The sequence below is a fragment of the Paenibacillus stellifer genome, from assembly GCF_000758685.1.
Taxonomy (GTDB): domain Bacteria; phylum Bacillota; class Bacilli; order Paenibacillales; family Paenibacillaceae; genus Paenibacillus_AQ; species Paenibacillus_AQ stellifer.
Genome location: NZ_CP009286.1, coordinates 4759149 through 4772500, shown reverse-complemented (window position 1 = coordinate 4772500; position 13352 = coordinate 4759149). Strand labels below are relative to the sequence as shown.

Here is a 13352-nt window from a genome sequence, read left to right as displayed (position 1 = left end):
AACGGATAAAAGCTACCCTGGGGATAACAGGCTTATCTCCCCCAAGAGTCCACATCGACGGGGAGGTTTGGCACCTCGATGTCGGCTCATCGCATCCTGGGGCTGAAGTAGGTCCCAAGGGTTGGGCTGTTCGCCCATTAAAGCGGTACGCGAGCTGGGTTCAGAACGTCGTGAGACAGTTCGGTCCCTATCTGTCGTGGGCGCAGGAAATTTGAGAGGAGCTGTCCTTAGTACGAGAGGACCGGGATGGACGTACCGCTGGTGCACCAGTTGTTCCGCCAGGAGCACGGCTGGGTAGCTATGTACGGACGGGATAAGCGCTGAAAGCATCTAAGCGTGAAGCCCCCCTCAAGATGAGATTTCCCAATTCGTAAGACCCCTTGAAGACGACAAGGTTGATAGGCTGGGGGTGGAAGTGCAGCAATGCATGGAGCTGACCAGTACTAATCGGTCGAGGGCTTATCCAAAAAGACCCCGAAAAGGGCAAGACGCAAGATTCGTTTCGATCCAGTTTTCAGGTGATCAAGCCTGAATTAAATATTGTTCCCTGATAGCTCAGTTGGTAGAGCACTCGACTGTTAATCGAGTTGTCACAGGTTCGAGTCCTGTTCGGGGAGCCATTTATGGAGAGGTGTCCGAGTTGGCCGAAGGAGCACGATTGGAAATCGTGTAGGCGTCAAAAGCGTCTCGAGGGTTCGAATCCCTCTCTCTCCGCCACTATTTTTAGCATGGCCCGTTGGTCAAGGGGTTAAGACACCTCCCTTTCACGGAGGTAACAGGGGTTCGAATCCCCTACGGGTCATATTTGCTTCTTCGAATGGGGATGAGAACCCCTAAAGGTTCGTCGGAGCATAGACATCGTAAGGAATGCATCGCAGTCGGCTCGCTTGCGAGGCGTATCCCCTACGGGTCACCAATATGGAGGCTTAGCTCAGCTGGGAGAGCATCTGCCTTACAAGCAGAGGGTCGGGGGTTCGATCCCCTCAGCCTCCACCATGATCATCCCAAAAAGTGAAACAAATGCTTCGCAGGGAGTTCCGATTACTTTTCGGGGACCCCGGGACATAAAAAAATATTTTTAACTGACGCGGGGTGGAGCAGCCCGGTAGCTCGTCGGGCTCATAACCCGAAGGCCGCAGGTTCAAATCCTGCCCCCGCAACCAAATCTTCCTTAACCAGGAAGGGCCTTGTGGAACCGTGGTGTAGAGGCCTAACATGCCTGCCTGTCACGCAGGAGATCGCGGGTTCGAATCCCGTCGGTTCCGCCATTTAATTATGGAACATGGTACGGCTCGGTAGCTCAGTCGGTAGAGCAGAGGACTGAAAATCCTCGTGTCGGCGGTTCGATTCCGTCCCGAGCCACCATATTTGACAATTGAATATGCCGGTGTAGCTCAATTGGTAGAGCAACTGACTTGTAATCAGTAGGTTGGGGGTTCAAGTCCTCTCGCCGGCACCATTTATTCTGGAGGATTAGCGAAGTGGCCAAACGCAGCAGACTGTAAATCTGTTCTCTTACGAGTTCGGTGGTTCGAATCCATCATCCTCCACCAGTTTAGGGGCATAGTTTAAAGGTAGAACAGCGGTCTCCAAAACCGTTAGTGTGGGTTCAATTCCTGCTGCCCCTGCCACTTTTTTATTTGAATATGGCGGTCGTGGCGAAGGGGTTAACGCACCGGATTGTGGCTCCGGCATTCGTGGGTTCAAGTCCCATCGATCGCCCCATTTACTTTATACAAAAATAAGCTTCATGTTGGGGATTAGCCAAGCGGTAAGGCAACGGACTTTGACTCCGTCACGCATAGGTTCGAATCCTATATCCCCAGCCATTATGCGGACGTGGCTCAGCGGTAGAGCATCGCCTTGCCAAGGCGAGGGTCGCGGGTTCGATTCCCGTCGTCCGCTCCATTATTACGGCGCCATAGCCAAGTGGTAAGGCACAGCTCTGCAAAAGCTCTATCCCCAGTTCGAATCTGGGTGGCGCCTCCATTGCTTTTTATGATTTCAGAAATATTATGGTTTCCATTATCCGCGCCGGTGTGGCGGAATGGCAGACGCGCGCGACTCAAAATCGTGAGGGAAACCGTGGAGGTTCGAGTCCTCTCACCGGCACTAGTTAAACGGATCTGTAAAATTACTTTAAAAGTAATTTTACAGATCCGTTTTTATTTTGAGGCTTCAGCCCGTTGATTACGCGAAGTGTACGAAACAATAAACCACCCGCTATGAAGGTGGGGAGCAGTCCATTTTGTTCGGCCGTTATTGAAGATCAGAGCAGCGGAATCAACTTTTGTTCCCTACTCAAACAACCTTACAGGAATAAATGCCTCCATCTGTGCCCAACCTTGAGCTTTAATAATATCTGGCGGCGTGATAATGTGTCCCATAGAATAATGGTTCTTGCGAATATCAAGGGCAAATATTGCGGACTGCTCTATATAATGCAATGCCTCCTGGTACAGCTTGTCACGGGCTTCATCATCGCCATCCCTATAATCAAACGTAAGATAATACCCGCCCTCAAAATCCAGCGTATCAAAGCCGCCAGTCTCGCCGCTCTCTGTTAATGCCCAAATCCAGACCATACCCTCTTGCTGCTCATCATAGTAGAGAAAATCTCTTGGCATAAAGCTTTCATGTGGTTTTGGTGTAATCGTGGAGAAAAACGCATCGAAAATGCCTAATTTTCCTGTGGAAGAAAAATCAAACTCCTTGTCTACCTCTGATGCTACCGCCTTGAATGGCGGCAAAGAAATGATTCTGAACATAAGTACCTCCCGGGTTATCGTTATTTAGAATGTGGATTTTTAGCCTTGAATTGGTCAATTGCTGACACAACCTCGTCTATACAATCTGCAAAGCTTCTCAGCTTATCCGCAATTTTCTTGCGTCTTTCCTTATCCTGTAGGGCATCCAGCGTCACATTGAATCCGCCACCCAACGCCTCTAAATCCGTCCCGTTGTCGTTGTTCCAATATCGTTCCATTTGCTCATACAGCACAATTATATCCTGGATAAAGGTTAGGTCGGGATTCAGCACCAGCGCCTTCTCCAAAAAGCTCTTGCTGACGCTGCTGTTGGTAGCAAGACAGCACACGTAGGCCGCATGCTTCTCCCAGTATTCAAAGGCTTCCAGTCGGATCTGCTCAAAGAAGCCTTCATCTATGCTTGTGGCCCATGCACGAAATGCCGTTACTCCAAAACAGTAGTTGTCGGTTTCAAAGGTGAGCAATTTCGGCAAAGATAAAATCGTTTCTCGGTAAATTTCAGCCAACTCCTTGCTTTCCTGTTTGTCCCCGACCAACAGCCAGCCATAGCAATGCTCGCCCTCCTCCTTATAGTCTTTTGGCAGTAGATCCTCCAAAGAAATCGAATCGGGTTCTGTTCCGTCACCGCCCATATAGAGCAGGGTTTTGCCGTAATCTCCATAGCCGACGAGCACACTCCAGCCAAAACGGTTATGCGGATTACTGCCGTAATCATTGATAATAACGGGCAGGCCCTTATCGATATACGCCATCAGCATCTGCACATACATATCCCGGTCGGCCAAGATTTGCTTCAGCGGAACAAAAGAACTGCTATAACCGCTTTTTTCAAAAATCAGCTCAATAGAATGGTGGTTATCCTTTTCGCTGAGGAGGTAATCTACCACACCGTTTCCTCTGAAATGATTGTTTGAGAAAATCTGCGCAAAATTCTCGCCTGTTACCCCTGCAAAAAACCAGTAGTCTAACTCCTTGTGGCCCAGGCATTCCATCAAGTAAGCGGCGCAGCCATTGAACCAGTAGTTTTCGCCATATTCAGGATGGACGATTTGCCTTAAATTCGGTAGTGTATTATTGCTTCGCTTGACATTTATGCTTAATATGCCTTGCTTTATATTGGTTTTCGGTGAGGTTTTCAGCTGTGAAATTTTGATGGAGCGGAACAGCTTTTTCCCTTGTCCGTTTGTGCCGATTATAACCGTCTGAGGTGCTTCCAAATGTAAATCCATATCCATATAAGTGAATTTTACTCCACTAAAGCGGACCTCGCCGTTTAAAATAACCGCAAAATGCTTTTCACCGACAATCCATGTAAGCTTGTTATATTGGCCGTGGGGGTAATTGCCGATATCAGGATACAGAAGTTCATTGCCCAGTACAGGCTGGTGAAAGGAAATAGCGTGCTTTTTCTGGGCTTTGTCGGCGTAGTTATCCGCATTCATAGTGTAGGTGCAGTTACCGTGGGAAAACCATAGATTGCTCTCGGTAGTCCCCCAAAGGTATTCCTCGCTGTTCTCATCTGCCAAAAACTCAATATCAATGCGGAATGGCAGTCTTACGGCAACGTTCGTATCAAGCTTTCTTTCGGAAATCCATGCGATAAACTCTGCTTCACCATTTTCCAAAACCTGATAGTGTGGATAGTAAATGGGCGTGATTTTACGGAAATCCACGTCATATTCACGTAAAACCGGATTGGTTTCTTCAATTTCCTCTACGGTGATACCATAAGCTTTCTCAAAATCATCATAATCCGAAAAAATCGGTTTGCGCTGCTTCACAGAAAGGTAAATGTTCACCCGTTCTCGCTTGCTATCTGGAGAAAATACGGATTCAATAAGGGTTGCGTGGCGTAAATCTCCGTTGTGCAGAAAATCAACTTCATAGTTTGGATTATCGTCAAAACCCTGCAGCATTCTGTACTGCAAAGCTCCTAAATCCTCATCTGCAAAGGCAGAAGAGACTGCGAACAAGCCGCCGGAGAATTCTCTGCACACAAATGGGCAATTCTCAACAAGATTGTCTAACCTATTCATGAAAATAACGTCATCCCCATGCTGATACTCGAACAAGGTTCGGCTTCCCGGCATGCCAAAAGGAATTTGATTAGCGGAAAGCCAGTCCCAAAAACCATCCATGTCCGAAATTCCGTCATCCGACCGTATAGAAGTCGCCGCGAGCATCGGTGGCAAAGCCACAATATCCATTCCAGCGGTTTTGCCAGCCGGTCTGAAAGCGTGTTCAAAGTTTCCATGGATAAATCCCGTTTTTCAATGGACAGAAGATCTGCCTCTACCTTGTCATAGAGCAGGGGCAGGGCAGAAATCTGCGTGATTCCGTGTGCGGTCATAGCGTTTAAAAAATCGCTGACATAAGTTTTAAGCTGGGAGAGGGCATTAATTTCATCTTCGATTTCCTCAATGCGTTTGACAAAGCTCTGCACCAGTATGGCCATGTCCTGACTTTCATAAATCCGCAGAATATCCTTGATCGGAATCTGCATTTTCCGCAGCACCAGAATTTGCTTCAGCCGAGGATATCCCGAATTTTTCCGTCACCTCGGTAATTTTCACTAAGTCCATCACAATGTCCTCCATGTTATTTTAGTGCTATTATATCAATTGACCTAACGTCAATGTCAAAGTCAAATACTTCAGATAGGATGAATCATGCCATCGACTATTTGGAAGCTCATTTATGTGATGACATCAATCCTGATGAGATAAGCCGGATTATGGCATGTCCTTACTCTGTGTTTCAGCGTTCTTTTGCTCCGATTACCGGAATACAGCTATCCGAATATTTGCGACGCAGAAGACTGTCTTGCGCTGCATATGATCTTCAACATTCACATCAGCGTATTTTGGATATCGCAGTTAAATACGGTTATGATTCCGCGGATGCTTTTGCTGCGGCATTCAAGCGCATGCATGGGATCACTCCATAGGAAGCGCGCAGACCGGAGGCCATTCTTAAATTCTATGCTCGCCTGACCTTCACACTTATGATAACGGGGGTACAGGAAATGGATTACAGAGTTGTTGAAAGGAATGCCTTCCGCGTTCTCGGCATCCGGCGTACAACGTCTAACGGCGGCACTTGGGGAATTGTCAAATTCGATGGCACTCGTGAAAAGATGGAAGAGCTAACCGGACAAAAGTGCGATTTGGGCTTATGTTTTGGTTTTGACTCCGAAGATAACAACGACTATATGTGTGGAGTTGAGTATGACGGCGAAGATATTCCCGGCTATGATTACTATCAATACCCCAACACCGCCTGGTTGGTCTTCGCTGCAAAAGGCACAATTTCCAGTGGTGTTCTAGGCCAAACATGGAAGCGTATTTATGGAGAATTTATGCCGCAAAGCGAATACCGCCAGCTAGACCTGCCGACCATTGAAAAGTATATTAAATGGAATGAAACCTCAGATGTCTGTAATGTAGAGATCATGATTCCGGTTCAAAAATAAATAAACTTTTGAATTGTTCCTATGAAGCCTTGAAGGGATTGCTATAATAGAAATAAGGTGGGAATCTCGAACGGGGGAATCATATGTCGGACGTCTGGAACAAAACCTATACACTTATGCACAAACACATACCCGTAGTCGATATGGAGCTGGATGAGGCGTCCGGCTCGATCTCTGCGATCGGCCATGTTCATGCTGAGCAGCATGTGCCTGTAGGCATACCCGTAAAAAAGGGGAGAATTGACCGGGCTGCACTCAATGAATGGTGGAGAGGTCGAGCGATTCCGGCCAGCCGAGACGGAATCAAAGAGGCGTTGCTTGAGTTTAATTTGTCCACCACACAAAAGCTTCTGGATAAAAGCTTGGGACTCAGCTTGTCCGATAAATACTGGATTCGCCCAACGGGCTCGGTAATGGAGTGGTCCTCGATCAATTTCTTTGACCACCCGTTCTCCGAAGATGTCGGGAATGTCTTGTTTGGCAAAGGCTCATCCGGTGAGCCAATCAGTCTGATGTCTCCGGACAATACGTCGGATGGCTGGCTGCGGAAAAAATGGACCATCATTGAGGGCAAGCGTTGTCTGGTGAAGGGCGGGAGCGGCGCGCTCCAGCAGGAACCCTATAATGAAGTAGTGGCGACTCGCATCATGGACCGGCTGGGAATCGAGCATGTTCCCTACCAATTGATAATGCAGGAGGAGTACCCCTATAGCGTCTGTGAAGATTTTATCACACCGCAGACAGAATTGGTTACGGCCTGGTATGTGATGCAGACCCGGCCGAAGGCCAATCATATTTCGGTGTATCAGCATTACTTGAATTGTTGCGAGGCACTGGGCATTCCCGGTGTTGTAAAGTCCCTGGACCGGATGATCGTCGTGGATTATCTGATCGCCAATGAGGATCGGCATCAGAACAACTTCGGCGTCATTCGTAATGCTGAGACGTTGGAATGGGTCGGACCGTCGCCGATCTACGATAGCGGCACATCTCTTTGGTTCTCCAAGCCGCTTTCCTTGATTTCGCCCACCGCCAAGCTGACCTGTAAGCCGTTCAAGCAGACGCATGGCGAACAAATCAAACTGGTCACGTCGTTTGACTGGCTCGACTTGTCGGCATTGCATGGCATAGAGGAAGAGGTCAGAGCGGTGTTTCGTGATTCGGTATTTGTGGATGAGGCCCGGTGCGAGGCGATCTGTCAGGCTTTGAACAAGCGGATTGAGATGCTTACGGAGATCGTTCAATCCCGCCATGCCAAGGGGTGGGCGGATGACCGAAGCGCAGATGTCACCCGGGATATCGCATATAGCGGAGCGCAGTCAGAAGAAGAGCGGGATCAATAAGCTGATAACTGGTAACACGTCCTGTACATTCCGAAGGGAGGGTACAGGACTTTCTTGCTTGTAACAGAACACAGCCGATCTTCTGATCGTGCGAAATTGGCTGAATCTCAAAAAACATCACAATGTGGTCGATTAATATAGGTATACAGGTATCCAGATTCAGGGGAGACACAGACATGATTACGCATAATCATTCACTTCAGACGAGAAAAAGGGTAAGCTTGTCCGCTGTATTAATCGGATTTGTCGGTCTTTCGCTGCTGCTGACTCAAAGGGCGCTTGCTGTATCATCCCGACAAGGCAAGAATCGGAATGGATATCAGTGCGGTTTCCGTCGTCCAGCAATTGATGAAGGATCATGAGGGAAAGGGACAGTACATCAATTTGAGCGGAGTGGATCTGCTGGCGGGGTATGCCAAGATTCCCTCCACGCACTGGGGGCTTGTCGTAGTTTCGCCTACTCAGATCATCTACGACCAGTTATATCGGCATGTCAAGCTATTGCTTCTCTACACGTCGCTTCCCTTGCTGGTGCTGATCCTAATTGTGGTCTGGGCGGCCCATCAGCTGGCCAAACCGTTCGTGGTCCTGGCTAATCTGGTCCAGCAGTTTGAAGAGGGCGGCGTGGAGCTGCCCGAAAGGAGAGAGCATTGGAACCGGGAGGCGGATCTTCTGACTCGAACGGTAGTGGGGGCTCTGCGGAATTTCCAGCGGCAGAACGATCAGTTAAGCCAGGAGGCGAACACGGACATGCTGACCGGGCTATCGAACCGCAGAACATTCGAGGATACCATCCAGAGCTGGGCCGATCAGCACATCGCTTTTGCCATACTTGTTCTGGATATTGACCGGTTCAAATTCATTAACGACACCTATGGACATCAGGCGGGAGATTTGGTGCTGAGGCAGGTGGCTGCGATCATTCGGGAGGAAGTGGCTCCGCAGGATCTAAGCTCCCGATTCGGCGGTGAGGAATTTGTCGTGCTGCTGCAGGGGGCGCATGGTGATGAGGCCTATCTGAAAGCAGAGCAAATCCGGCTGGCGGTGGAACGGGCATCCATGCCGGTCGATCATACGGTAACCGTCTCGATTGGCATAGCCATATATCCGCTGCACGCTTCGGTACCCACGGAGCTGTTTCATCTGGCGGACAATGCCTTGTATCAGGCTAAGGCTGAAGGAAGAAACCGCACGGTCCTCATTCAAGCGCTGGATCTGCCGGGTCAATAGATTAGCATCACTTAAACATCAGGATCGCTACTCCAATGGCATGAAATGCTTGTTGGCTTCTAGAATTACCGCTAGACCGGTTCTCCAAATCAAAGGGAGCCGGTTTTTTTGTATTTGTTGGAGACACATCTGTTGAAACTGTTAACAAAAGGTGAAACTTCTCTTCAACCTGTCTGCGATCTCTCCAATAAAGAAATCATGGAAGGCAAATAGTTGAAATATGTAAACGCTATACTTGAGATATGAAAGCGTATAATAGGAGGTTTATGTCAGTTAATATGACGCGAAATTTGAACGATTTGTCAATACGCCCTGTATGCGCTTTAGTGTCATTGACAGGCTTGGAAGCGGAAGACTAAGATGGCTCTAATAAGTAAAACCCTATGCCCTTTTGGGTTATATAATCTGACATTGAGTTGCTGCTGACGTTCTTTGCACAATCCTTTTTGGCAGGGAGGTGCTGCGGTGGAAGAGAGAGAAGCCGTAGACGAATCAACTGTACGGGTCACGGAGACGAAGCCGAATAATGAAGGCGGCGCCGAAGCCGACTCATCGTCATCCGCGTCCAATAGTGTCCGAATTGCGGTAGCAACCCGGGGGGACGGCAAGGTCAATGTCCATTTCGGTCATGCCACCGAGTTCTGGATCTATAACGTTTCCGGGCAGGAGACGGAGTTTCTGGAGAAACGCAGCGTGGAAGCATACTGCAGCGGACGAACCGATTGTGTGAGTCCCGATGACAAGAAGAAGATTTTTGACGATACGGCGGAGATGCTGGGCGACTGCCGGATTATCCTGTGTGCGGGGATCGGAGACTCGCCAAGAAGCAAGCTGCTAAAGAGAGGAATTATAAGCTTGGCCGGCAGAGGCGGCATCGAGGAACTGCTGCTTGAAAGCCTGGAATTTTATCGCGACCTAGGATTTTAAATAGAAAAAAATTATGGAGAGTGATACACATGGCAAAGAAACTGAGACAAATCGCATTCTACGGTAAAGGCGGTATCGGTAAATCCACTACTTCGCAAAATACACTGGCTCAGCTGGCCACTACTTTCGGTCAGAAGATCATGATCGTTGGCTGTGACCCGAAAGCTGACTCCACTCGTCTGATTCTGAATACGAAAGCTCAGCAAACCGTGCTTCACCTGGCTGCTGAAATGGGTTCGGTTGAAGATCTCGAGCTCGAAGACGTAGTAGCTACCGGCTTCGGCGGCATCCTCTGCGTTGAATCCGGCGGTCCGGAACCAGGCGTAGGCTGCGCAGGACGCGGTATCATCACTTCGATCAACTTCCTGGAAGAGCAGGGCGCTTACGACGGCATGGACTTCATCTCCTACGACGTACTGGGTGACGTTGTGTGCGGCGGTTTCGCAATGCCGATCCGCGAGAACAAAGCGCAAGAAATCTACATTGTATGCTCCGGTGAAATGATGGCTATGTACGCAGCCAACAACATCGCTCGCGGTATTCTGAAATACGCGCACAGCGGCGGCGTTCGTCTGGGTGGTCTGATCTGTAACTCCCGTAACACTGACCGTGAAGATGAGCTGATCATGGAACTGGCTCGCCGTCTGAACACGCAGATGATTCACTTCGTGCCTCGCGACAACGTCGTACAGCATGCCGAGCTGAGAAGAATGACGGTTACCCAGTACAACCCGGAACACAATCAAGCCAACGAGTACAAGCAATTGGCTGACAAGATTCTGCACAACGAAATGCTGACCATCCCGACTCCAATCGAAATGGACGAACTCGAACAGCTGCTGATCGAATTCGGTGTGGTAGAAGACGAAGAAACAGCCATTAAGAAACTGGAAGCCAAAGAAGCAGCCGGAGCCTGATTGAAGAGCACACCTTTACCTAGGTTGTTCTGGTTATTACCGCATAATTTTGACAGAAAAGAAAACGGGTGAAGCCGAAATGGCTTACCCGTTTTCCTTTTTTTTCAGTAACAACCTTGAGTGGTATTACTGAATTTTTACGCTGTGGTTTTCACCGGCCGGTATCTTGACATACAGAACTTTTTCGGCTGAATCGAAATAGTAGCCGTTTTCCTGTCCGTTTAGTTGCTCTAAGCTGCCCGCTTGGTCATATTTGTGATCGGCTGCCTGAACTTTGTTCGGCTGCTCCGCATCATGCAGCTTAAGCGTGTAGGACGTAATGGCGGAAGCGTAGTTTTGAGCCTTTTTATCCTGCTTGAACTCGATGTGGTTGCCTTTCTTGTCCACTTGGAATTCAGTGATGTTGAATTCGCCTTGCTTGTAGTCCAGAGTCTCGGCATCGTCCTCATAGAAGCTGTAGGTGGCTTTATCGTTCAGGTACGTGTCGAGAATTAGATTTTCCAGCTTCTTCTCATCAGTAGATTGCTCCACTTCCTGACGAGGAATGATCGAATTGTTCTTCACGAACATCGGCAGTGTTCCAAGGTCGGCGTTTACCGTGATCGACTGGTTGCCTTCATACTTCTTGCCTGTCCAATAATCTACCCATGTCTCGCCTGCAGGCAGATACACTTCACGGCTCGTTTGGCCTTCTTTAACAACAGGTGCAAGCATCATCGAATCGCCGAACATAAACTGATCTTCGATGTTATACGTTTTTGGATCGTCCTGGAACTGGTATACGAGCGGTTGTTGAACCGGCTGGCCGTTCTCGGACGACTCCTTAAACTGGTTGTACAAGTAAGGCATCAGCTCGTAGCGCATCGAGATGTATTTGCGGCTGATATCCTCAACCTCTTTGCCAAATTCCCAAGGCTCCTGTCCGGTTCCGAGTCCTGATTTGGCACTATTGTCATAGTGATCGCGGGCAAACGGCAGGAAGGCGCCGACCTCGATCCATCTTGCGAACAGTTCAGGCGTCGGAACGTTGCCTGGCGATTTCGCAAAGCCACCGATATCATTGCCGACAAACGGAACACCGGACAAACCGACGTTTGCATTCATCGGGATCGACATTTGCAAATGTTCCCAGTTGCTTACGTTGTCGCCGGTCCAGAGCGCCGCGTAGCGCTGCGTTCCTGCGTACATGTCGCGAGTCAGCACAAATGGGCGGGTGTTCGGTTTGTTTTTGAGGTAGCCGTCATAGGTCGCTTCAGCTTCATGATGTCCATAAAGATTGTGATATTCCGAATGGGTTACCTTCTCTCCATTGTCGTCTTCAAACACGACATCCAGCGGCATCGTATGGAAAGGGCCGTCAAATACGGCAGGCTCGTTCATATCATTCCAAATGCCGTCAACTCCCTCGTTTAAGAGAGTGCCCAGATTGTTGCCCCACCAGTTCCGGACATCCGACTTCAGGAAGTTCGGGAAAGCGGATTTGCCCGGCCATACCTCACCTATGAAAGTGGAGCCGTCCGGATTTTTCGCCCAAAAATTCTTTGCGGTTCCTTCTTGATAAACGCTGTAGTTCTCGTCCTGCTTGACGGCCGGATCATTGATCGTAATGGCGTGGAAGCCTTCGTCCTTCAGCGTCTTCAGCGCTTGTTTATACTCGTCGTTCCAGGTGAACACGCGGTATCCATCCATGTAGTCGATATCAAAATGCATCGTATCCAACGGAATTTTCTTCTCGCGGTAGGTTTGGGCTACCTTCACGAGTTCTTCCGGTGTGTATCCCCATTTACTTTGATGGAAGCCCAGCGACCACATCGGAGGCGTCTCCGTTTTCCCCGTCAGCTCGGTATACCGATCGATAACGTCGCCGATTTCCGGACCGTTGATGAAGTAGTAAGTAAGCGTGCCGCCATTGGCGTAGAAATAGTAATAGTCGTCTTTTTCGCTGGCCATTTCATAATAGGAGCGATACGTATTGTCGAAGAAAATACCGTAAGCCTTTTTATCTTTCAGCCCGATGAAGAAGGGAATGGACGTATACAGATACTTCGTATTTTTGTTATAGGAATAAGCGTCCGTATTCCACATGCCGAGGCTTTTGCCGCGTTTGTTCAGCCCGCCGGATTGTTCGCCGAAACCGTAGAAGTTCTCCGTGCTGTCTGTTTTTTTAAATACATACGGCTTGCCGTTTTCATAGCCGACACCCTGCGCGGCATCTTCATTAATGACATTTCCCTGCTTGTCCAAAAATTTGACGCCGAACGGACTTTTGTTAATTTTCACCGTGATTTCCTTAGTGGACAGAATATACTCCTGATCCGTTTCTTTTGTTTCAAAGTCCGGTGTCTTCCAGTCCTTCTTGGCAATTCCAGGGGAGATGAACTCGTCTTCGCCGTTTTTAACGACCGAGATTTTGGCCATGTCCTCTGAAAAGAGCCGAATAAATCCTTGATAATCCCCCAGGTTCAACTTTACTCCGTTTTCAAGAGTTTCCAACGATTGTACAGATAATGGCTTAAGATTCTGCTTGTCCAGCGGAGTATCCGCTTCCGGCTGCGTTTCCGCAAAAGCTACGTTTGCCGGCAGGACTGCAGCAAATGTCCCGGTCAGCAGACTCAGGCACACGGCTGCCTTCGCCAGTTTTTTTGACATGATTGTAGGCTTTAACCTTTTACGCATTCGTTTCTCTCCCACTCTG

At 48.8% G+C, this 13352-nt stretch carries 10 protein-coding genes, 15 tRNA genes and 1 rRNA gene (1 of these 26 only partly in view); 22 read left to right on the top strand and 4 right to left on the bottom strand.

Going from position 1 to position 13352, the window contains the following annotated elements; translation table 11 throughout:
- From PSTEL_RS22040 to PSTEL_RS21965, 16 genes are all read left to right on the top strand, one after another.
- Nucleotides 1-467, top strand: a 23S ribosomal RNA gene (locus PSTEL_RS22040); it begins 2584 nt to the left of the window's first position.
- Between the two features lie 77 nt (nucleotides 468-544).
- Nucleotides 545-620 (top strand) — tRNA-Asn (locus tag PSTEL_RS22035).
- 5 nt (nucleotides 621-625) lie between these two features.
- Nucleotides 626-717, top strand: a tRNA-Ser gene (locus tag PSTEL_RS22030).
- 13 nt (nucleotides 718-730) lie between these two features.
- Nucleotides 731-802: transfer RNA gene (locus PSTEL_RS22025), tRNA-Glu, on the top strand.
- A gap of 118 nt (nucleotides 803-920) precedes the next feature.
- A tRNA-Val gene (locus PSTEL_RS22020) sits at nucleotides 921-996 on the top strand.
- 90 nt (nucleotides 997-1086) lie between these two features.
- Nucleotides 1087-1163 (top strand) — tRNA-Met (locus tag PSTEL_RS22015).
- Nucleotides 1164-1191: 28 nt separating this feature from the next.
- Nucleotides 1192-1268 (top strand) — tRNA-Asp (locus PSTEL_RS22010).
- Nucleotides 1269-1289: 21 nt separating this feature from the next.
- A tRNA-Phe gene (locus PSTEL_RS22005) sits at nucleotides 1290-1365 on the top strand.
- Between the two features lie 18 nt (nucleotides 1366-1383).
- Nucleotides 1384-1459: transfer RNA gene (locus PSTEL_RS22000), tRNA-Thr, on the top strand.
- 8 nt (nucleotides 1460-1467) lie between these two features.
- Nucleotides 1468-1553 (top strand) — tRNA-Tyr (locus PSTEL_RS21995).
- Nucleotides 1554-1557: 4 nt separating this feature from the next.
- A tRNA-Trp gene (locus PSTEL_RS21990) sits at nucleotides 1558-1631 on the top strand.
- A gap of 18 nt (nucleotides 1632-1649) precedes the next feature.
- A tRNA-His gene (locus tag PSTEL_RS21985) sits at nucleotides 1650-1725 on the top strand.
- Nucleotides 1726-1754: 29 nt separating this feature from the next.
- Nucleotides 1755-1829: transfer RNA gene (locus PSTEL_RS21980), tRNA-Gln, on the top strand.
- Nucleotides 1830-1833: 4 nt separating this feature from the next.
- Nucleotides 1834-1908, top strand: a tRNA-Gly gene (locus PSTEL_RS21975).
- Between the two features lie 7 nt (nucleotides 1909-1915).
- A tRNA-Cys gene (locus PSTEL_RS21970) sits at nucleotides 1916-1989 on the top strand.
- A 44-nt stretch (nucleotides 1990-2033) separates the two neighbouring features.
- Nucleotides 2034-2112: transfer RNA gene (locus tag PSTEL_RS21965), tRNA-Leu, on the top strand.
- A gap of 185 nt (nucleotides 2113-2297) precedes the next feature.
- Here PSTEL_RS21965 and PSTEL_RS21960 read toward each other — a convergent pair.
- The 3 genes from PSTEL_RS21960 to PSTEL_RS21950 are packed head-to-tail and all read right to left on the bottom strand — an operon-like array spanning nucleotide 2298 to nucleotide 5223.
- Nucleotides 2298-2768 carry a hypothetical protein gene (locus PSTEL_RS21960; protein ID WP_038698673.1) on the bottom strand — a complete coding sequence of 157 codons (471 nt, stop codon included), beginning with the start codon at nucleotides 2766-2768 and terminating at the stop codon, nucleotides 2298-2300.
- A 20-nt stretch (nucleotides 2769-2788) separates the two neighbouring features.
- On the bottom strand, nucleotides 2789-4906 hold the full coding sequence (locus tag PSTEL_RS21955; protein ID WP_156995939.1) for a hypothetical protein: 2118 nt from the start codon (nucleotides 4904-4906) through the stop codon (nucleotides 2789-2791).
- On the bottom strand, nucleotides 4801-5223 hold the full coding sequence (locus tag PSTEL_RS21950; RefSeq protein ID WP_169744617.1) for a hypothetical protein: 423 nt from the start codon (nucleotides 5221-5223) through the stop codon (nucleotides 4801-4803). The genes PSTEL_RS21955 and PSTEL_RS21950 overlap by 106 nt, the downstream gene beginning before the upstream one ends.
- Nucleotides 5224-5430: 207 nt before the next feature.
- Between PSTEL_RS21950 and PSTEL_RS28230 the strand changes: the two genes are divergently transcribed.
- The 6 genes from PSTEL_RS28230 to nifH all read left to right on the top strand — a co-directional run bounded on the left by PSTEL_RS28230 (nucleotide 5431) and on the right by nifH (nucleotide 10657).
- Nucleotides 5431-5715 carry a helix-turn-helix domain-containing protein gene (locus PSTEL_RS28230; RefSeq protein WP_218917565.1) on the top strand — a complete coding sequence of 95 codons (285 nt, stop codon included), beginning with the start codon at nucleotides 5431-5433 and terminating at the stop codon, nucleotides 5713-5715.
- 78 nt (nucleotides 5716-5793) lie between these two features.
- Complete coding sequence (locus PSTEL_RS28225) at nucleotides 5794-6240, top strand: GyrI-like domain-containing protein (protein ID WP_218917564.1); 447 nt, start codon at nucleotides 5794-5796, stop codon at nucleotides 6238-6240.
- A gap of 116 nt (nucleotides 6241-6356) precedes the next feature.
- Nucleotides 6357-7583, top strand: coding sequence for a HipA domain-containing protein (locus tag PSTEL_RS21940; protein WP_245625005.1), 1227 nt, complete (start codon nucleotides 6357-6359; stop codon nucleotides 7581-7583).
- A gap of 312 nt (nucleotides 7584-7895) precedes the next feature.
- Entirely contained in the window at nucleotides 7896-8813 is a 918-nt protein-coding gene (locus tag PSTEL_RS21935) for a sensor domain-containing diguanylate cyclase (protein WP_052098829.1), read from the top strand.
- 465 nt (nucleotides 8814-9278) lie between these two features.
- Complete coding sequence (locus tag PSTEL_RS21930; RefSeq protein ID WP_038698665.1) at nucleotides 9279-9740, top strand: NifB/NifX family molybdenum-iron cluster-binding protein; 462 nt, start codon at nucleotides 9279-9281, stop codon at nucleotides 9738-9740.
- Between the two features lie 29 nt (nucleotides 9741-9769).
- Entirely contained in the window at nucleotides 9770-10657 is an 888-nt protein-coding gene (nifH, locus tag PSTEL_RS21925; RefSeq protein WP_179944908.1) for a nitrogenase iron protein, read from the top strand.
- 126 nt (nucleotides 10658-10783) lie between these two features.
- On the opposite strand, the gene PSTEL_RS21920 is transcribed toward nifH, so the two are convergent.
- The gene (locus PSTEL_RS21920) at nucleotides 10784-13306 is read right to left on the bottom strand and encodes a glycoside hydrolase family 31 protein (protein ID WP_084065260.1); all 2523 of its coding nucleotides are present in this window, start codon (nucleotides 13304-13306) and stop codon (nucleotides 10784-10786) included.
- Nucleotides 13307-13352 lie beyond the last annotated feature (46 nt).